A 17,837-nucleotide genomic window follows, 5' to 3' on the forward strand; every position below is an offset into this window, starting at 1 on the left:
GGCGGATTCAGCGCAGGCTGTCGACCGCCGCCAGCATCGCCTCGGCGCTGGAAACGCGCAGTTCACCGGGTGCCTCCACCTGCACCAGGCGCGCCACCCCATCCTCTGCATACAGCGCAAAACGACGCGTGCGCAGGCCCATGCCGAAGGCGCTGCCGTCCAGCTCCAGCCCCAGGGCGCGGGTGAAACTGGCGTTGCCGTCGGCGAGCATCAACAGGCCGGCCGGAACCTGCTGCGAGGCGGCCCAGGCCTGCATCACGTAGCCGTCGTTCACCGCCAGGCACATCACGTCGATGCCACGCTGCCGGAACTCGGCGAAATGCGCCGAGTAGCCAGGCAGGTGCCGGTTCGAGCAGGTCGGGGTGAACGCGCCGGGTACGCCGAACAGCAGCACCTTGCGTCCGGCGAACAGGGCGGCGGTCTGCGCTGGCTGGATGTCGCCGTCGATGCACTGGACGGCAGTGTCGGGAATCGTGTCGCCGGGCTGGATGCTCATGCGGGTCTCGGGTCGGGGAGGGTATCGCGCCATGCTAAACGTGCGGCGGCGGGCTGTCGCCTTGAATCGTTCGCGGCCGCACCTATTTTCTGTTCCAGGCGGTAATCGACCGCAAGCCAATGCAAGGAGACAAACAATGAATCTGGGTCGTCATGGCATCTGGAACGCGGGCAACGGCCTGCCCGAAGAGATCCGTCAGGCGTTCGACCGCTTCCTGCAACCGGAAGACGGCGATGCCTCCAACGTGGTCACCAGCCAGTGGGCGCCGCGTGTCGACATTCGCGAGGACGAGCAGCGCTTCGTGATCCTGGCCGACATCCCCGGCGTGGACCCGGCACAGATCGAGGTGAGCATGGACAAGGGCATCCTCACCATCAAGGGCGAGCGTGATGCCGTTGCCGCGGAAAAGGACGGCAAGTTCACCCGGGTCGAACGTGCGCGTGGCGCCTTCCATCGCCGCTTCGCCCTGCCGGACAGCGCCGATGCCGAGGGCGTGACGGCGACAGGCAAGTTCGGCGTGCTGGAGATCGTGATACCGAAGAAGGCGCAGGCGACGCCGCGGCGCATTACCATCAACGTGAACCACTGAGGATCGGGTGGCTGATCCCGCGGCGGCGTCGACCCGCCGCGGGTTTTGCGTGAGTCGGGGAGCGGTGAGTGGAATTCAAAGACTATTACGAGATCCTGGGTGTGAAACCCGATGCCAGCGAGGCCGAGATCAAGTCGGCCTATCGCAAGCTCGCGCGCAAGTACCACCCGGACAAGAACAAGGAAGCCGGCGCCGAAGAGAAGTTCAAGGCGGTCAATGAAGCCAACGAGGTACTCAAGGACGCCGAGAAGCGGCGTTCCTACGACCAGTTGCGCGCCGGCGGCTACCGCCAGGGCGAGCAGTTCAGGCCGCCGCCCGGCTGGCAGGGCCAGCACGGCTTCGGTGGCGGTGACGATAGTGACTTCAGCGACTTCTTCGAGAGCCTGTTCGGGCGCGGCGGTGCCGCAGGCGGTGCCCATCGCGGCCAGCAGCGCCCGCGTCGCGGCCAGGATGTGCAGGCCTCGGTGCAGATCGACCTGCAGACGGCGTTCGATGGCGGTCGCACGCGGCTGGCGATGCACGATCCGGCCGGCGGAGAGCGCGTGCTGGAAGTGAAGATTCCGGCGGGCATCCAGCCCGGCCAGGTGATCCGCCTGTCCGGCCAGGGCCAGTCCGGCATGGCTGGTGGTCCGAACGGCGACCTGCTGCTGGAGGTGGGCATCCGTGACGACGCGCGTTTCCGCCTGGACGGCCGCAACGTGGTGCACGTGCTGCCGATCACGCCGTGGGAGGCGGCACTGGGCGCGGCCGTGCCGGTGCCGACCCTGGCCGGAACGGTCGACCTGCGCATCCCGGCGGGTTCGCAATCGGGGCGCAAGCTGCGGCTGAAGGGCCGTGGCATGCCGGGTGCTCATCCCGGCGACCAGCTGGTGGAGCTGTCCATCCGCACGCCACCGGCGGACACCGACGAGCAGCGTGCCGCCTACGATGCGCTGCAGGCGGCGTTCGGCGACTTCACCCCGCGGTAACGTTTGACAGGTGCGCAGACAGAAAAACGGCGCCCCGAGGGCGCCGTTTCTCGTTGTTTCCGGTGGTTGTTCAGCCCGGCAGGAATTCTTCCAAGGCCTTGACCAGCTCTTCCTCGCGGATCGGCTTGGTCACATAGGCCTTGGCACCCTGGCGCATGCCCCAGACCTTGTCGGTTTCCTGATCCTTGGTGGTGACCAGGATGATCGGGATGTGTGCCGTGTCGGCGTTCTTGCTGATCGTGCGGGTCGCCTGGAAGCCGTTGAGGTTGGGCATGACCACGTCCATCAGGATCAGGTCCGGCTTTTCGGCCTTGGCCACTTCCACGCCGGCGGCACCGTCTTCGGCGGAAAGGGTTTCATGCCCGAGTTTTTCGACGATGCGCTTGATGCCAAGCAGCTGTGAAGGGGAGTCGTCGACGATCAGGATGCGTGCCATAGAAAAATAATCCCCTGCGAGTTTCGTTGATTCTAAGCCGTGGTGATGGTACTTCCAAGCGCAGTTTCTTCAAACCGTGCTGTCGATGCGCACCAGGGTACGTCCGAAGGATTCGCCTGCGAGCATACGCGCAAACACGCCCGGCAGCTCGTCCAGCCGTGCTTCGAGGGTGACGATGCGTTCCAGCTGCCGGGGTTTCCAGTCGCTGGCCAGATGCTGCCAGACGCTGTCGCGCAGGTCGCGGGCGGTGCCCGCCGAGGCGATCCCGAGCAGGCTGGCGCCGCGGATGATGAACGGCATGACGGTGCTGTCGAAGGCGATGCCGCCGGCGTTGCCGCAGATCGCCACGTTGCCGTACGGGCTGATCAGGGGCAACAGGCCGCCCAGCATCGCGCCGCCGACGTTGTCCAGCGCGCCGCCGAAGCGGGCGGAGTCCATCGGCTTGCCGCTGAAGGCGAGCTGGTGGCGATCGACGCATTCGCGGGCACCGAGCGCACGCAGCGCATCGAAGTGTTCCGCCTTGCCGCTGATGGCGTGCACTTCGTAGCCGGCACGGCTGAAGATATCGATCGCCAACTGGCCCACGCCGCCGCTGGCACCGGTCACCGCGATCGGGCCCAGGGCCGGCGTCTGCCGATTGTCCTGCATGCGCAGCAGCGCGAGCGCCGCGGTGAAACCGGCGGTGCCGATGATCATGCTTTCGCGCAGGCTCAGCCCGGCAGGCAGCGGAATCGTCCAGCGCGCGTCGAGCCGGGCGTATTCGCCATAACCGCCGTCGCGTGTCTCGGACAGGCCGCTGCCGGTGCACAACACGGCGTCGCCCTCCCTGAACGCGGGGTCGGTGGAGGCCACCACCCGACCGGCCACGTCGATCCCGCCGTTCAGGGGGTAGCTGCGCAGGATGCGACCCCTGCCGGTGCCGGCCAGGGCGTCCTTGTAGTTCACCGACGAGTAGGCGACCTTGATCAGGACTTCGCCCGGGGACAGCGCGTCGGGGGTCATGTGCTCGATGCCGGCACGATGGCCGGCGTCGTCGTGGTGGATGCGGAAAGCGCGGAAACTGTTCATGGCGGTGTCCCCGGTCAGGCGTCGACGCTGCGGGTGTCGATCCACTTCGGCACGTAGCTGCCCTGGTAAGCGGCCATCCAGTCGAACAGCTCCGCCATGCTGTCGCCGAACCAGATGCCATCGCGCTGTTCGGCCCGCACGAAGTTTTCCTGGACCATGTGCTGCATCATCTGGCGCAGGTCGCGATAGTAGCCGCGCACGTCGAGGAAGGCGCAGGGATAGCGATGCAGGCCGAGCTGGGCCCAGGTCAGCATCTCGAACATCTCGTCCATGGTGCCGAAGCCCCCGGGCAGGGCGACGAAGGCATCGGACAACTCGTACATGCGCGTCTTGCGCTGATGCATGGTCTCGACCACCACCAGCTCGCTCAGGCCCGGGTGCGCCACTTCCAGCTCCACCAGCTGGCGCGGAATCACCCCGATCACCTTGCCGCCACCGGCGAGCACGGCATCGGCCACCACGCCCATCAGGCCGACCTTGCCGCCGCCATAGACCAGCGCGATGCCGCGCCGCGCCATTTCCGTGCCGAAGGCATGGGCCTGTTCGGCGTATTCGGGATGGCGGCCGGAGCTGGAGCCGCAGTAGACGCAGAGGGCGGTGGGTTGGGTCATGTAGAGGGACTCGTCTTCTTTCTCGTCATTCCGGCGCTGAAGGTTCCGGAAATTCAAACGACGCAGCCCGCCCATGTCGCCACGAGCGGGCCGCTTTGTCGTCGTGCCGGGCGATCAATTGCCCTTGTGGATGGCGCGCTTGTCGACCGACAGGGCGGCTTCGTGCACGGCTTCGGACAAGGTCGGATGCGCGTGGACGATGCGCGCCAGATCCTCGGACGAACCCTTGAACTCCATCGCCACCACGCACTCGGCGATCAGCTCGGAGACGCCCGGGCCGACCATGTGCACGCCCAGGATGCGGTCGGTTTCGGCGTGGGCGATCATCTTCACCTGGCCGATGGCCTCGTTCATCGCCACGGCGCGGCCGATGGCGGCGAACGGGAAGCTGCCGACCTTGTACGGCACGCCGGCGTCCTTCAGTTCCTTCTCGGTCTTGCCGGCCCAGGCCACTTCCGGCTCGGTGTAGATCACGAACGGGATGGTGTCGTAGTTGACGTGGCCGGCCTTGCCGGCGATCCACTCGGCCACCGCCACGCCTTCCTCGGAACCCTTGTGCGCCAGCATCGGGCCGCGCACCGCGTCGCCGATCGCCCACACGCCGTCCACGCCGGTGTGGCAGTGTTCGTCGACAAGAATGCGGCCGCGCTCATCCAGTTTCACGCCGGCGTCGTCGGCCAGCAGGTTCTGCGTGTAGGCGCGGCGGCCGACGGCCACCAGCAGCTTGTCGACGATAAGCTGCTGCTCGCCGCTCTTGTCGGTGTAGGTGAGATGCACGCCGTCCTTCTTCACCTCGGCCTTGTTGAGCTTGGCGTCGAGCTTGATGTCCAGGCCCTGCTTGGCGAACTCCTTGGCGGCAACCTTGGCGATGTCGGCGTCGGCCACCGAAAGGAAATCGGGCAGCGCTTCGATGATGGTCACTTCCGCGCCCATGCGGCGCCACACGCTGCCCAGCTCCAGGCCGATCACGCCTGCGCCGATCACGCCCAGGCGCTTCGGCACCTCGGTGAAGTCCAGCGCACCGGCGTTGTCGACGATCGCCTTGCCGTCGAACTTGGCGAACGGCAGCTCGATCGGAATGGAACCGGAGGCCAGGATCACGTTGGTCGCGCTGATCGTCTGCTTGCTGCCGTCGGCGGCCGTGATCTCGACCGAGTTGCCCTTCAACAGCTTGCCGGTACCGAAGAACGGGGTGACCTTGTTCGCCTTGAACAGCTGGGCGATGCCACCGGTGAACTGCTTGACGATCTTGTCCTTGCGGCCGATGAACGTGCCCATGTCGACCTTGGCATCGCCCACGCTGATGCCGTGCACCGGCAGGTTGTGCGCGATGTTCCAGAACTGGCGCGAGGAGTCGAGCAGCGCCTTGGACGGGATGCAGCCCACGTTGAGGCAGGTGCCGCCCAGGGCGGGCTTGCCGTCCTTGCCGGTGAACGCGTCGACGCAGGCCGTCTTCAGGCCCAGCTGCGCGGCGCGGATCGCGGCCACGTAGCCGGCCGGGCCGGCGCCAATGACGATGACATCGAATTTTTCGCTCATTTTATTCACTCAGGGGAATAGGGAATCGGGAATCGGGAATCGTTGGAGCAGGGCGGGCTTCGCTTTGACGATTCCCGATTCTCCATTCCCGATTCCCGGCCTTGGATCGCATCGCGATCAAAGGCCCAGCAACATCCTTTGCGGATTCTCCAGCTGGTTCTTGATGTCGACCAGGAACAGCACCGCGTCCTTGCCGTCGATGATGCGGTGGTCGTAGGACAGCGCGATGTACATCATCGGGGCGGCGATGATCTGGCCGTTCTCGACGATGGCGCGCTCCTTGATCGTGTGCATGCCCAGGATCGCGCTCTGCGGCGGGTTGACGATCGGGGTGGACAGCAGCGAGCCGAAGGTGCCGCCATTGGTGATGGTGAACGTGCCGCCCTGCAGGTCGTCCAGCGACAGCTTGTTGGCGCGCGCCTTGGTGGCGTAGTCGGCGATGCCCTTTTCGACGTCGGCGAAGCTCATGTCCTGCACGTCGCGCAGCACCGGCGTGACCAGGCCCTTGTCGGTGGACACCGCGATCGAGATGTCCTGGTAGCCGTGATAGATCACGTCGTTGCCGTCGACCGAGGCGTTGACGAACGGGTAGCGCTTCAGCGCCTCGGCGGCGGCCTTGACGAAGAAGCTCATGAAGCCGAGCTTGATGCCGTGTTCCTTCTGGAACGCCTCGCCCAGCGTCTTGCGCATCTTCGTCACTTCGCTCAGGTTCACCTCGTTGAACGAGGTGAGCATGGCGATCGAGTTCTTCGACTGCATCAGGCGCTCGGCGATGCGCGCGCGCATGCGGGTCATCGGCACGCGTTCTTCCGGACGCGAACCCGGAGTCGGCTTCGCCGCCGGCGCGGCGGGAGCCGCGGCAGGACGCGAGCCGGCGTTGACCACGTCTTCCTTGATGATGCGGCCGTCGCGGCCGGTGCCGGCGATGGCGGAGGTGTCGACCTTGTTCTCGGTGGCGACGCGCTGCGCGGCGGGCGAAAGCTCGGCGGCGGCCTTCGACGAGGCGGGGGCGGGTGCCGCGGCGGCGGGCGCCGGAGCGGCAGCAGCCGGAGCGGCGGCAGCCGGAGCGGCGGCAGCCGGAGCCGGAGCGGCGGCAGCGGCACCTTCCTCGATGATCGCGATGATCTGCTCGCTGTTCACCGTGTCGCCGATGTCGTGGCGGATTTCCTTCAGCACGCCGTCAACCGGCGAGGGCACTTCCAGCACCACCTTGTCGGTTTCGAGGTCGACCAGGTTCTCGTCGCGCTTCACCGCGTCGCCGGCTTTCTTGTGCCAGGTGGCAATGGTGGCGTCGGAGACCGACTCGGGCAGGACGGGGACTTTGAGTTCGATGGACATGTGAATCCTTGAGTTAGTGCGCTCATCCATGATCGCGAAGATCAAGAAGCGGCCATCCTGGCCGCACTGTTCGGAAAAGCCGCTTATTCTGCAGAGTGATCGGTGCCGACCGGCGCGACCAGCGCCTGTTCGACGAGTGCCGCCTGTTCGGCGACGTGGGTGTTGTGGTGGCCAGCCGCCGGTGCCGGCGAACGGGCGCGACCGGCGTACGACAGGCTGTGCTTGACGCCGGTGCAGGCCTGCAGGTGATGGCGGATCTGGAACCACGCGCCCTGGTTCATCGGCTCTTCCTGGCACCAGATCACTTCCTTGGCGGAAGGGTACTTGTCCAGTTCGGTGGTGACCTCGACGCGCGGGAACGGATACAGCTGCTCGACGCGCACGATCGCCACGTCCTTCAGTCCGCGCTTCTCGGCTTCTTCCAGCAGGTCGTAGTAGACCTTGCCCGAGCACAGCACCACGCGCTTGACCTTCTTCGCGGCCAGCTCGCGATGCTCGCCGATCACCAGCTGGAAGCTGCCGTTGGCCAGCTCGTCCAGGGTGGACACCGCCAGCTTGTGGCGCAACAGCGATTTCGGCGTCATCACGATCAGCGGCTTGCGCACCGGGCGCAGCATCTGCCGGCGGATCATGTGGAAATCCTGCGCCGGCGTGGTCGGCACGCAGACCTGCATGTTGTCGAACGCGCACAGCTGCAGGAAGCGTTCCAGACGCGCGGAGGAATGTTCCGGGCCCTGGCCTTCATAGCCGTGCGGCAGGAACAGCGCCAGGCCGCACAGGCGGTTCCACTTCGCTTCGCCGGAGCTGATGAACTGGTCGATCACCACCTGGGCGCCGTTGGCGAAATCGCCGAACTGGCCTTCCCAGATGTTCAGCGTGTCCGGGTCGGTGGTGGAGTGGCCGTACTCGAACGCCATCACCGCTTCTTCGCTGAGCAGCGAGTCGATCACCTCGACGTCGGCGCTGGCGCGCACGTTGGCCAGCGGCATGTAGGTGTGGCCGTCCTTCTGGTCATGCAGCACCGCATGGCGGTGGAAGAAGGTGCCGCGGCCGGAATCCTGGCCGACCAGGCGCATGTCGTAGCCGGCATCGACCAGGGTGGCGTAGGCGAGATTTTCGGCGAAGCCCCAGTCGGCCGGCTGCTCGCCGGCGGCCATCTTGCGGCGGTCGTCGTAGATCTTCGCCACGCGCGCCTGCAGGGTGAGGTCGGCGGGCAGGGTGAGGATCTTGCTGGAGAGCTCCTGCAGCTTCTGCCGGGGCACGCCGGTGTCGACCGGGGTCGACAGCTTGCCGCCGATGAACTTCGCCCAGTCGACGTGGCCGTCGCGCACCGGCGACGGGTCGAGGTCGGTCATCGGCGCGCCCGCTTCCAGCCGTGCGCGATAGGCTTCGAACTGCTTCTGAGCTTCGCCGTCGGCCAGCACGCCCTGATTGACCAGCTGCTGCTGGTAAAGGTCGCGCGTGGTCGGGCGCTTGCGGATGATCTGGTACATCACCGGCTGCGTCGCGGCCGGTTCATCGGCCTCGTTGTGGCCGTGGCGACGGTAGCAGACCAGGTCGATCACCACGTCGCGGCGGAACTGCTTGCGGAAATCGTAGGCGATCCGGGTCACCAGGATCACCGCTTCGGGGTCGTCGCCGTTCACGTGCAGCACCGGCGCGTTGACCATCTTGGCCAGGTCGGTGCAGTACATGGTGGAGCGCGCGTCCTGCGGATTGGAGGTGGTGAAGCCGACCTGGTTGTTGATCACGATGTGCAGGCTGCCGCCGATGCGGAAACCGCGGGCCTGCGACATGTTCAGCAGTTCCATGTTCACGCCCTGGCCGGCGAACGCGGCGTCGCCGTGGATCAGCACGGCCATCGACTGCGTGTGCGCGGTGTCGCGGCGGCGGGTCTGGCGTGCGTGCACCGAACCGGTCACCACCGGGTTGACGATCTCCAGGTGCGACGGGTTGAACGCCAGCGCCACGTGCACGCCGCCCTTGGGCGTCTTGACGTCGGCGGAGAAGCCCATGTGGTACTTCACGTCGCCCGAGTGGGCCGGATCGTCGGGGTGGTCGAACTTGCCCTCGAACTCGTCGAACAGGGTCTTCGGCGGCTTGCCGAGGATGTTGACCAGCACGTTGAGGCGGCCGCGATGGGCCATGCCGATGACCAGTTCCTTGATGCCGTTGTCGCCGGCTTCGCGCACCACGTCGTCGAGCATCGGGATCAGGCTGTCGCCGCCTTCCAGCGAGAAGCGCTTCTGGCCCACGTACTTGGTGTGGAGGTAGCGCTCCAGGCCCTCGGCGGCGGTGAGGCCATCCAGCACGCGCTGCTGGCCGGCCTTGTCCAGGCCGCTCTGGCCGGCAGCCTGTTCCAGCCGGCTGTAGATCCAGTTGCGCTGCTCGTGGTTGCTGATGTGCATGAACTCGGCGCCGATCGTGCTGGCGTAGGTCTTCTGCAGGCGGGCCAGCAGGTCGCGCAGCTTCAGGCGCAGGCCGCCGCCGGCGTAGTTGCCGGTGTCGAATTCGGTGTCGAGGTCGGCATCGGACAGGCCGTGGAAGGCCAGGCCCAGGTCGGGTGCCGTCATCTTCTCGGTCAGGCCGAGCGGATCGAGGTCGGCGGCAAGATGGCCGCGCGAGCGGTAGGCGGTGAGCAGGCGCAGCACGCCGGCCTGCTTGCGTGCGTGTTCATCGCTGACCGGCGCGGCCGTGGCGCCGTTGTGGCGCTGCTTCTGCGCCGCTTCGATGCGGGCGATGGCCGCGGTGTGGGAGACGTCGCCGGACTCGCGACCCTTGAACGATGAGAAATACGTGGCCCATTCGGCGGGAACCGACGAGGCGTCGGCCAGCCAGGCGTCATACAGCGATTCGACGTAATCGGCGTTGCCGCCTGCGAGTTGGGAAGATTCGAAGAACTCGCTGATCAGGTTTGTAGTCACGTCACCACCGGCAGGAAGGGATGCTTGAGCTCATCCGTGTCACGTTGAAGTCGCGGTTACCGGTCGGTTTTCAAGCCCGACAGGCCGCTGATACGGATGACTGGGGAGAATCCCCATGATTATAGCCTTTGGGTGCTGCGACGCGGCAAGCTGCGAACGGCCTGGAACGGCCCGTGCGGGGGCTTCTCAGACCAAGGTCGTAGCCCGGTTCCGGCGCGGCCAGCGGTTTCATGCGGTTTGCGTCGCGTCGCGGCTGGCCAGGCAGGGCGATCCCAGGCCAGCTGCGGTTCAGTCCGTCTGGCCCAGTCCGATTGAGTCAGTCCGATTGAGCCAGTCCGCTCAGATATTCAGCGACTGCAGCTCGCTGGCCCGTTCGGCACGCTCCCACACTTCGTCGAAGTGCTGCTGCAGCGGCGCCTGGCTGGCGCGGTCGTGGCGGGCGGCGCGGCCCTGGGGGCGCGCGGCCTCGGGCAGGAACAGATAGCCGCCGGCGTCGTTGAGCAGATAGGCCGCGAGGTAGGCCAGGTCGACCTCATCGACCGGCGTGCGGATCTGGATCGCGCTGGGCAGGCGTTGCGCCAGGGCGATCAGTCGATGGTCACCGCGCAGCGCGGCGGCCGGATCGTGCAGCAGGATGCGGATCTGCGCCCCGCGGCCGGAGATCGCGATGCGTCGCAGCTCGGCCAGTTCGTCCGGGCTGGCGTAGGCATCGCTGCCCAGCAGGGGCAGGTGGATGTCCAGCCGATGGCGGGCATCGGCCAGCAGTTGCAGGCGCGCCGCCGCGGTCTCGCCGCGCGTGCCGGCAGCGAGCGTGCCGATGTCGGGCAGTGCTGCCGGCACGTGGTCCGCTGCGGGCAGGGCCAGGCGCATCGCCTGATGGGGCAGGCCGGCGTCCTCGAAGGTCTCGCCGAAAGCCGCGAAGCCTTCACGCTCGTAGAAACCCTGGGCGCTGACCTGGGCATCCAGCTTCACCTCCGGCCAGCCCTGGCTGCGGGCCCGGGAAATCATCTCGCGCAGCAGCGCCTGGCCGACGCCGCGACCGCGCCAGTCGCGCAGCACGGCCATGCGCCCGATCTTGTGCTGCGGGGTGAGCCGGCCGCAGCCGATCGGCTGGCCATGCTCGTCGCGCGCCAGCAGGTGCCAGCAGTCCACATCGAGTCCGTCGCGCTCGCGCTGCTCGGGCACGCCCTGTTCGTGGATGAACACGGTTTCGCGCAGGTCGAGCAGGGCGGCTTGCTGGTCGGGGTTCGACCAGTCGGCGATCTCGATGTGGAAGTCCTGCAGTTTCATCGGTGCGTGCTCAGCGACGTTGGCGGGATTTGCGCACGATCAGGTGACCATCGTTGACCAGCGCCAGCAGCAGCTTGCGTTCGGCGGCGCTGATCTTCCTGGCGGGGGTATGGCTGCGCTGCTCGCACAATGTCTGCGCCAGCGCCGGCGTGGCCGGGTAGGCGGCGCCGCTGACATACAGCGTGCAGGTCGACTTGTCGCGGTGCCAGGCCAGCCGCGACCACGGGTGACGCAGCAGTTGCGCGCCGCCTTCGAGTTGCTTGAGGAAGGCCTCGACGCTCAATGGCTTGTCCAGCGGCGCCGGGATCTGCGCGTTGCGGTAGCGCGTGATGAAACGGCCGAACCAGTCGTGCAGCAGGTCGTCGCGCAGGGCCGCGGCGAACGGCAGCGTGCTCTTCAGGCGCTCCAGCGCGGCGCGGTCGATCTCGCCGGTGGCCCTGGCCGGTTTCAGGTCCGGGTCGGCGTAGCGCAGCTCGTCCGGCAACTGTTCGGCGATGTAGTCGGCCAGGTCGCCGGTCAGCTCCGCCTGCGACGGCGCGCGCATGCCCACCGAAAATGTCATGCACGGACCGCCGAATGCCACGCCGTCGTGCGGCACGCCCGGCGGCAGGTACAGGATGTCGCCGGCGTCGAGCAGCCATTCGTGGGTCGGTTCGAACTGCGCCAGCTGCTTCAGTTCCACGTCGGGGCGGAAGGCCTTCGGTGCCAGCGGATCATCGCTGATCGCCCAGTGGCGCTGGCCCAGGCCCTGGATCAGGAACACGTCGTACTGGTCGACGTGCGCGCCGACGCCGCCGCCGGGCTCGGCGTAGGACACCATCACGTCGTCCATCCGCCAGCTGGGCAGGAAGCTGAAGTGCTGCAGCAGGCCGGCCACGTCCGCGTCCCACTTGTCGACATCCTGCACCAGCAACGTCCAGTTGCTGTCGGGAGTATTCGCGAAATCCGCCTCGCCGAGCGGACCGGGATGGACGTGCCATTGGTCGCGCTTTTCGTCATGCACGATCAACCGGGCCAAGGCGGCAGGCTCGCAGGCCAGGCCGGCCAGATCGTCCGGCTGCAGCGGCGGCTGGAAATCGGGAAACGCCTGGCGGATCAGCAGCGGACGCTTCTGCCAGTAGTCGCGGAGGAAGCGGGCGGGCGACATGCCCAGTGGCTGCCGGGCCGAGCCGCGGACTTCGATGGGGAAAACGGTGGGCTTGGTCATGCCGCCATTGTAGCCGCGGGCGAGGGTGGATCAGCGCAGGGCCTGGGCCACGCCATGCAGTCCCAGTCCCAGCACGGCGGTCGCCGCCAGCAGGGTCGCCGCCCGTGGCGGCAGACGCCGGGTGAGCACGGCGCCCAGCGGCGCGGCGGCGACGCCGCCCACGATCAGCCCGAGCACCGCGACGCCATGGCTGGCGCCGACATGCCACAGGAAGCTGACGCTGGCCGCGGCGCTGACCGCGCACTTGGCCAGGTGCACCGTGCCGATCACCATGCGCGGGGTGGCGCCCCGGGCGACCAGGGCGGTCACCGTGATCGCGCTCCAGCCGCCGCCGGCGACGGCGTCGGCAAAGCCTGCGACCAGGCCCAGCGGCCGCGTCGCCGACGGGATGCGGTCATCGTGCTCGCCCGGTGCTCGCCTGCCGCGCAGCAACAGGCACAGGCCCATGCCGAGCAGGTACGGCGTCAGCGCCATCCGCATCCATGCTGCCGGCACGTGGCTGAGCACCAGCGCGCCGATCACCGCGCCAGCCACGCCCGGTAGCGCCAGGGCCCAGAACAGCCTTCGTCGCACGTTGCCCGCAGCCAGATGGCTGAGGCCGGAGGCGCCACAGGTGAAGGTCTCCGCGTAATGCACGCTGGCGCTGGCCACCACGGGCGGCAGGCCGAGGCCCAGCAGCATGCTTGCCGCCGTGATGCCGTAGGCCATGCCCAGGGCGCCGTCGATCAGCTGGGCCAGCGCGCCCACGGCGGCAAAGGTGATGAATTCGGAGAATGCTGGCATGTGTCCGGGGCGCCTGGCGGTTCGGCGAAGTATTGGCGGCGGCCGTCGGGCGCGGAAATAAGCCGTCGGCATATGTACATGGCAAGGCATCCTTTCACGGTTATGCAATGTGGCAATACTTTGGATGTCCAGACGTATGGACGTCCAAACGAGATTGTCGTGAATTCAGTCGTCGCCAGAAACATTGCCGATGCCGAGCTGCCCGCGGACAGGCTTGACCTGCTGGCCAGGGGCCTGGACGGACTGGGCGCGGCCCAGCTGTACTGGGTGGCCGCCTGGGCGGCCGCGCAGGCGGGACAGCTCCAGCGCCACGGCGCGGCGGCGCCCGTCCCGGCGACGCAGGCGGGCGAGCGGCTGACCATCCTCTACGGCAGCCAGACCGGCAACGCCCGCCGCATCGCCACCGCGCTGGCCAGTCGCAGCGAGGCGCTGGGCCTGCCGGTGCGACTGCTGCGCGCCGACGCCTACCCGCAGCGCGAACTGGCGCAGGAGCGTCACCTGCTGGTGGTGGTCAGCACCCAGGGCGACGGCGAGCCGCCGGATGATACGCGTGGCCTGTTCGAGTTCATCACCGGCAAGCGGGCGCCGAAATTGCCGGTGCTGCAGTTCGCCGTGCTGGGGCTGGGCGACTCCAGCTATCCGCAGTTCTGCACGATCGGGCGTCAGCTGGACGAACGGCTGGCGGCGCTGGGCGCCAGCCGCCTGCATCCCTTCGGCGAAGCCGACCTGGAGTTCGAACTGGTCGCCGAACCCTGGTCGGAACAGGTGGTGGAGCGCGCCCGTGATGTGCTCAAGCAGGTCACGGCACCCGGGCGGGTGACGCCGTTGCATGTGGTGCCGCCAGCCAGCGCGCATTCCCGCGAACAACCGTTCAGCGCGGTGGTGCTGGCCAACCAGCGCATCGTCAGCCGGGACAGCACCCGCGACATCCGCCATCTGGAGCTGTCGCTGGAAGGTTCCGGCCTGCGCTACCAGCCGGGTGATGCGCTGGGCGTGTGGCCGCGCAATCCGCCGGCGCTGGCGGCGCAATGGCTCGACCTCCTGCAGCTCGATGGCGCGGGCGAAGTGAGCTGGAAGCATCGCCGTCAGCCGTTGCGGCAATGGCTGGAGCGCGATTGCGAACTCACCCGCCTGCATCGCGGCTTCATCACGGCGCTGGCCGCGGCCGGCGGGCACGCCGAACTGGCCGGGCTGCTGCAGCCGGAAAACGCGGCCCGGCTGGCCGCGGTGCTGGCCGACGACCAGCCCATCGACCTGCTGCGCCGCCATCCCGCGACCTGGCAACCCGAAGCCCTGCTGGCGGCGTTGCGGCCGCTGGCGCCGCGGCTGTACTCGATCGCCTCCAGCCCGGCGGCCGTGGGCGAGGAGGTGCACCTGACCGTGGCCGTGGTCGATTACGAAGCCGATGGCCATGCCCACTGGGGCGCAGCCTCCAGCCTGCTGGCCGCCAGCGGCGAGGACGCCCGGCTGGAGGTCTTCATCGAGCCGAACGAGCGCTTCCGGCTGCCGGCCGACGACGCGCGCGACATCATCATGATCGGCCCCGGTACCGGCGTGGCCCCGTTCCGCGCCTTCGTGCAGGAACGCCGCGAGCGCGGGGGCAGTGGCCGCAACTGGCTGTTCTTCGGCAACCGTCATTTTGCCAGCGACTTCCTCTATCAGGTCGAATGGCAGCAGGCGTTGACGGATGGCGCGCTGCACCGGCTCGACCTGGCGTTCTCGCGGGATGACGCTCTTTCTGAAAGTCCGCACAAGAATGTACGGGGTGTTGCGAGGGATTCGCAAAAAACTTACGTGCAGGATCGTCTGCGCCAGCGTGGCGCCGATCTGTACGCCTGGCTCGATGGCGGCGCACATCTCTATGTCTGTGGCGACGCGAAACACATGGCGCGCGACGTGCACGCCGCCCTGATCGAGGTGGCCGTGGCCCACGGCGGTCATTCCGCCGAATCCGCCGAGGCCTGGCTGGGCGAGCTGCTGCAGCAGGGCCGCTACGCCCGTGACGTCTATTAGTTGATGCGCTCGCCCCTGGAAGCTTGAGCCAGGAAACGGCCGGCCATGGCCGCACCCTTCAGATAAAGAATGTTCCGATGCTTTCCCATCTCGAAAAAATCAAGGCTGAAAGCCGCTTCCTGCGGGGCGGCATCGCCGAGGGCCTGGCCGATCCGGTCACCGGCGCGATCAGCGACGACGACACCAAGCTGCTGAAATTCCACGGCAGCTATCAGCAGGACGACCGCGACCTGCGCGAGGAGCGTCGCCGGCAGAAGCTGGAGCCGGCCTACGCCTTCATGCTGCGTGCGCGCCTGCCCAGCGGCGTGGTGACGCCGGCGCAGTGGCTGGTGTTCGATCGCATCGCCCGCGAATACGCCAGCGGCTCGCTGCGCATCACCACGCGGCAGACCTTCCAGTGGCACGGCATCATCAAGCGCCAGCTGAAGCCGACCATCGCCGCGATCCACGCGGCGCTGGCCAGCACCATCGCCGCCTGCGGCGACGTGGTGCGCAACGTGGTCAGCACGGCCAACCCGGTCGAGTCCGCCGCGCACGCCGAGGCGTACGCCTGGGCCACGCGGCTGTCCGCCGAGCTGGCGCCGAAGACGCGGGCGTATCACGAGATCTGGCTGGACGGCGAGCAGCTGGCAGGCGCGCCGGAGGTCGAGCCGCTGTACGGCGCGACCTATCTGCCGCGCAAATTCAAGATCGGCCTGGCGATCCCGCCGCTCAACGACATCGACGTGTTCGCCCAGGATCTGGGCCTGATCGCGATCATCGAGCAGGGCGTGTTGCGCGGCTTCAACATCGCCATCGGCGGCGGCATGGGCGCCACCCACGGCGACGCCAGCACCTATCCGCGGCTGGCCAGCGTGATCGGCTTCGTCGCGCCGGAGCAGTTGTTCGAGGTCGCCGAGACGGTGATCGGCGTGCAGCGTGACTGGGGCGACCGCGCCGAGCGCAAGCATGCGCGACTGAAATACACGCTGGACCGGCACGGCCTGGACACGTTCACGGCGGAACTGGCATCGCGGCTGGGCTATGCGCTGGCTCCGCCGCGCGAGCACCGCTTCGAGCACAACGGCGACCGCTATGGCTGGGTCGAGGGACACGATGGCCGCTGGCATCTCACCTTGCACATCGAGTCCGGCCGGCTTGCCGACACCGGCGACCGGCGCTGGCTCAGCGGCCTGCGCGAACTGGCGAAGGTGCACGCGGGCGACTTCCGCCTGACCTGCAACCAGAACGTGATCATCGCCAACGTGCCGGCCGCCGAGCGTTCGCGCATCGATGCGATCGTGCACGCGCATGGCCTTGGCGAATACCGGGCGCAGGGCGGCATCCGCCGTCATGCGATCGCCTGCGTGGCCTTGCCCACCTGCGGCCTGGCGATGGCCGAAAGCGAACGCTACCTGCCGGCGCTGCTGCCGAAGCTGGAATTGCTGCTGGCCCGCCACGGCCTGGCTGACGCGCCGATCCTGCTGCGCCTGTCCGGCTGCCCCAACGGTTGCTCGCGCCCGTACCTGGGCGAGATCGCCCTGGTCGGGCGCGGGCCGGGTCGCTACGACCTGCGGCTGGCTGCCGACTTCAGCGGCCAGCGCCTGAACCAGGTGTATCGGGAGAACATCGACGAGGCGACGATCCTCGACGCGCTTGATCCGCTGTTTGCGCGCTACGCGAATGAACGCGGCGAGGGCGAGGGTTTCGGCGATTTCCTGCTGCGCGCCGGCATCGTGGCGGCGGTGAAGCCACGGCATATTCCGCTGGCGGTGCTGTCATGAGCGCGGTGCTGGCCGCGGCCGTCTCGCCCGAACCGCAGGCATTGGCGGAACTGAATGCGCGGTTCGCCACGCTCGACGCCGAGCAGCGCGTGGCGTGGGTGTTCGAACACATTCCGGGCGAACACGTGCTGTCGTCCAGCTTCGGCGCACAGGCGGCGGTGTCGCTGCACCTGCTGACCCGCCAGCGCGCCCGCCTGCCGGTGGTGCTGATCGACACCGGCTACCTGTTTCCCGAAACCTACCGCTTCGTCGACGAGTTGACCGAACGGCTCGCGCTGAACCTCAAGGTCTATCGCGCGCCGCTCAGCCCGGCCTGGATGGAGGCACGCCACGGACGGCTGTGGGAGCAGGGCGTGCCCGGGCTGGACCAGTACAACCGCTTGCGCAAGGTCGAGCCGATGCAGCGGGCGCTGGCCGAACTGGGCGCGACCGGCTGGTTTGCCGGCCTGCGCCGGGGACAGTCGCGCAGCCGCCAGGCGATCGACTTCGTCGAGCATCGTCAGGGCCGCTGGAAGTTCCACCCGCTGGCGGACTGGAGCGACCGCGACATCGGCCAGTACCTGGCGCGCCACCAGCTGCCCTACCACCCGTTGTGGCAGCGCGGCTACGTCTCCATAGGCGACACCCACACCAGCCATCGCTGGGAGCCCGGCATGGACGCCGAGGACACCCGCTTCTTCGGACTCAAGCGCGAATGCGGACTGCACGGCATCGGGTAAGCCAGCCGACGTCGCCTTGCACCGGTCCGTCCGGCGCGGGCCGGTCGACCATCGCCGAGGCGCATGGCGACTTCATCGGGATCCAGTTCGCCA

Annotated in this window: 15 protein-coding genes; 5 read left to right on the forward strand and 10 right to left on the reverse strand. The window is 67.8% G+C overall.

Going from position 1 to position 17,837, the window contains the following annotated elements:
- Positions 1 to 7: 7 nt before the first annotated feature.
- Positions 8 to 496: a peroxiredoxin gene (locus tag I6J77_RS07525; RefSeq protein ID WP_056765949.1), complete on the reverse strand. Its 489-nt coding sequence runs from the start codon at positions 494 to 496 to the stop codon at positions 8 to 10.
- A 136-nt stretch (positions 497 to 632) separates the two neighbouring features.
- On the opposite strand from I6J77_RS07525, the gene I6J77_RS07530 reads away from it, so the two are divergent.
- The gene (locus I6J77_RS07530; RefSeq protein ID WP_056718857.1) at positions 633 to 1,085 is read left to right on the forward strand and encodes an Hsp20/alpha crystallin family protein; all 453 of its coding nucleotides are present in this window, start codon (positions 633 to 635) and stop codon (positions 1,083 to 1,085) included.
- Between the two features lie 68 nt (positions 1,086 to 1,153).
- Positions 1,154 to 2,053, forward strand: a complete 900-nt coding sequence (locus I6J77_RS07535; protein WP_204111146.1) for a DnaJ C-terminal domain-containing protein — start codon at positions 1,154 to 1,156, stop codon at positions 2,051 to 2,053.
- A 70-nt stretch (positions 2,054 to 2,123) separates the two neighbouring features.
- Here I6J77_RS07535 and pilH read toward each other — a convergent pair whose 3' ends face one another.
- The 9 genes from pilH to I6J77_RS07580 form a co-directional block, all read right to left on the reverse strand.
- Positions 2,124 to 2,489: a twitching motility response regulator PilH gene (pilH, locus tag I6J77_RS07540; RefSeq protein ID WP_056718859.1), complete on the reverse strand. Its 366-nt coding sequence runs from the start codon at positions 2,487 to 2,489 to the stop codon at positions 2,124 to 2,126.
- Between the two features lie 69 nt (positions 2,490 to 2,558).
- Positions 2,559 to 3,557 carry a YhdH/YhfP family quinone oxidoreductase gene (locus I6J77_RS07545; protein ID WP_204111147.1) on the reverse strand — a complete coding sequence of 333 codons (999 nt, stop codon included), beginning with the start codon at positions 3,555 to 3,557 and terminating at the stop codon, positions 2,559 to 2,561.
- A gap of 14 nt (positions 3,558 to 3,571) precedes the next feature.
- Positions 3,572 to 4,168: a TIGR00730 family Rossman fold protein gene (locus I6J77_RS07550; protein ID WP_056765951.1), complete on the reverse strand. Its 597-nt coding sequence runs from the start codon at positions 4,166 to 4,168 to the stop codon at positions 3,572 to 3,574.
- A 114-nt stretch (positions 4,169 to 4,282) separates the two neighbouring features.
- Entirely contained in the window at positions 4,283 to 5,707 is a 1,425-nt protein-coding gene (gene lpdA, locus I6J77_RS07555; RefSeq protein ID WP_204111148.1) for a dihydrolipoyl dehydrogenase, read from the reverse strand.
- Between the two features lie 117 nt (positions 5,708 to 5,824).
- Positions 5,825 to 7,045, reverse strand: a complete 1,221-nt coding sequence (odhB, locus tag I6J77_RS07560; protein ID WP_204111149.1) for a 2-oxoglutarate dehydrogenase complex dihydrolipoyllysine-residue succinyltransferase — start codon at positions 7,043 to 7,045, stop codon at positions 5,825 to 5,827.
- Between the two features lie 83 nt (positions 7,046 to 7,128).
- Complete coding sequence (locus tag I6J77_RS07565) at positions 7,129 to 9,969, reverse strand: 2-oxoglutarate dehydrogenase E1 component (RefSeq protein WP_204111150.1); 2,841 nt, start codon at positions 9,967 to 9,969, stop codon at positions 7,129 to 7,131.
- 339 nt (positions 9,970 to 10,308) lie between these two features.
- Entirely contained in the window at positions 10,309 to 11,259 is a 951-nt protein-coding gene (locus tag I6J77_RS07570) for a GNAT family N-acetyltransferase (protein WP_204111151.1), read from the reverse strand.
- Between the two features lie 10 nt (positions 11,260 to 11,269).
- Complete coding sequence (locus I6J77_RS07575) at positions 11,270 to 12,466, reverse strand: cupin domain-containing protein (RefSeq protein ID WP_204111152.1); 1,197 nt, start codon at positions 12,464 to 12,466, stop codon at positions 11,270 to 11,272.
- Positions 12,467 to 12,496: 30 nt separating this feature from the next.
- Positions 12,497 to 13,249, reverse strand: a complete 753-nt coding sequence (locus I6J77_RS07580) for a sulfite exporter TauE/SafE family protein (RefSeq protein ID WP_204111153.1) — start codon at positions 13,247 to 13,249, stop codon at positions 12,497 to 12,499.
- A gap of 159 nt (positions 13,250 to 13,408) precedes the next feature.
- Here I6J77_RS07580 and I6J77_RS07585 point away from each other — a divergent pair, with 159 nt between their 5' ends.
- From I6J77_RS07585 to I6J77_RS07595, 3 genes are all read left to right on the forward strand, one after another.
- A complete protein-coding gene (locus I6J77_RS07585; protein WP_204111154.1) occupies positions 13,409 to 15,262 on the forward strand; it encodes an assimilatory sulfite reductase (NADPH) flavoprotein subunit in 1,854 nt (617 codons plus the stop codon).
- Between the two features lie 77 nt (positions 15,263 to 15,339).
- A complete protein-coding gene (cysI, locus tag I6J77_RS07590; protein ID WP_204111155.1) occupies positions 15,340 to 17,025 on the forward strand; it encodes an assimilatory sulfite reductase (NADPH) hemoprotein subunit in 1,686 nt (561 codons plus the stop codon).
- Positions 17,022 to 17,744 (forward strand): phosphoadenylyl-sulfate reductase, encoded by a 723-nt coding sequence (locus I6J77_RS07595; protein ID WP_204111156.1) that lies wholly within the window; start codon positions 17,022 to 17,024, stop codon positions 17,742 to 17,744. The genes cysI and I6J77_RS07595 overlap by 4 nt, the downstream gene beginning before the upstream one ends.
- Positions 17,745 to 17,837: the final 93 nt, after the last annotated feature.

Source organism: Rhodanobacter sp. FDAARGOS 1247 (genome assembly GCF_016889805.1).
Taxonomy (GTDB): Bacteria; Pseudomonadota; Gammaproteobacteria; order Xanthomonadales; family Rhodanobacteraceae; genus Rhodanobacter.

Excerpts from the sequence above, each read along its gene's own strand:
- I6J77_RS07525 (WP_056765949.1), bottom strand. The coding sequence starts at position 496 with ATGAGCATCCAGCCCGGCGACACGATTCCCGACACTGCCGTCCAGTGC.
- I6J77_RS07530 (WP_056718857.1), top strand. The coding sequence starts at position 633 with ATGAATCTGGGTCGTCATGGCATCTGGAACGCGGGCAACGGCCTGCCC.
- pilH (WP_056718859.1), bottom strand. The coding sequence starts at position 2,489 with ATGGCACGCATCCTGATCGTCGACGACTCCCCTTCACAGCTGCTTGGC.
- I6J77_RS07545 (WP_204111147.1), bottom strand. The coding sequence starts at position 3,557 with ATGAACAGTTTCCGCGCTTTCCGCATCCACCACGACGACGCCGGCCAT.
- I6J77_RS07550 (WP_056765951.1), bottom strand. The coding sequence starts at position 4,168 with ATGACCCAACCCACCGCCCTCTGCGTCTACTGCGGCTCCAGCTCCGGC.
- lpdA (WP_204111148.1), bottom strand. The coding sequence starts at position 5,707 with ATGAGCGAAAAATTCGATGTCATCGTCATTGGCGCCGGCCCGGCCGGC.
- odhB (WP_204111149.1), bottom strand. The coding sequence starts at position 7,045 with ATGTCCATCGAACTCAAAGTCCCCGTCCTGCCCGAGTCGGTCTCCGAC.
- I6J77_RS07570 (WP_204111151.1), bottom strand. The coding sequence starts at position 11,259 with ATGAAACTGCAGGACTTCCACATCGAGATCGCCGACTGGTCGAACCCC.
- I6J77_RS07575 (WP_204111152.1), bottom strand. The coding sequence starts at position 12,466 with ATGACCAAGCCCACCGTTTTCCCCATCGAAGTCCGCGGCTCGGCCCGG.
- I6J77_RS07580 (WP_204111153.1), bottom strand. The coding sequence starts at position 13,249 with ATGCCAGCATTCTCCGAATTCATCACCTTTGCCGCCGTGGGCGCGCTG.
- cysI (WP_204111155.1), top strand. The coding sequence starts at position 15,340 with ATGCTTTCCCATCTCGAAAAAATCAAGGCTGAAAGCCGCTTCCTGCGG.
- I6J77_RS07595 (WP_204111156.1), top strand. The coding sequence starts at position 17,022 with ATGAGCGCGGTGCTGGCCGCGGCCGTCTCGCCCGAACCGCAGGCATTG.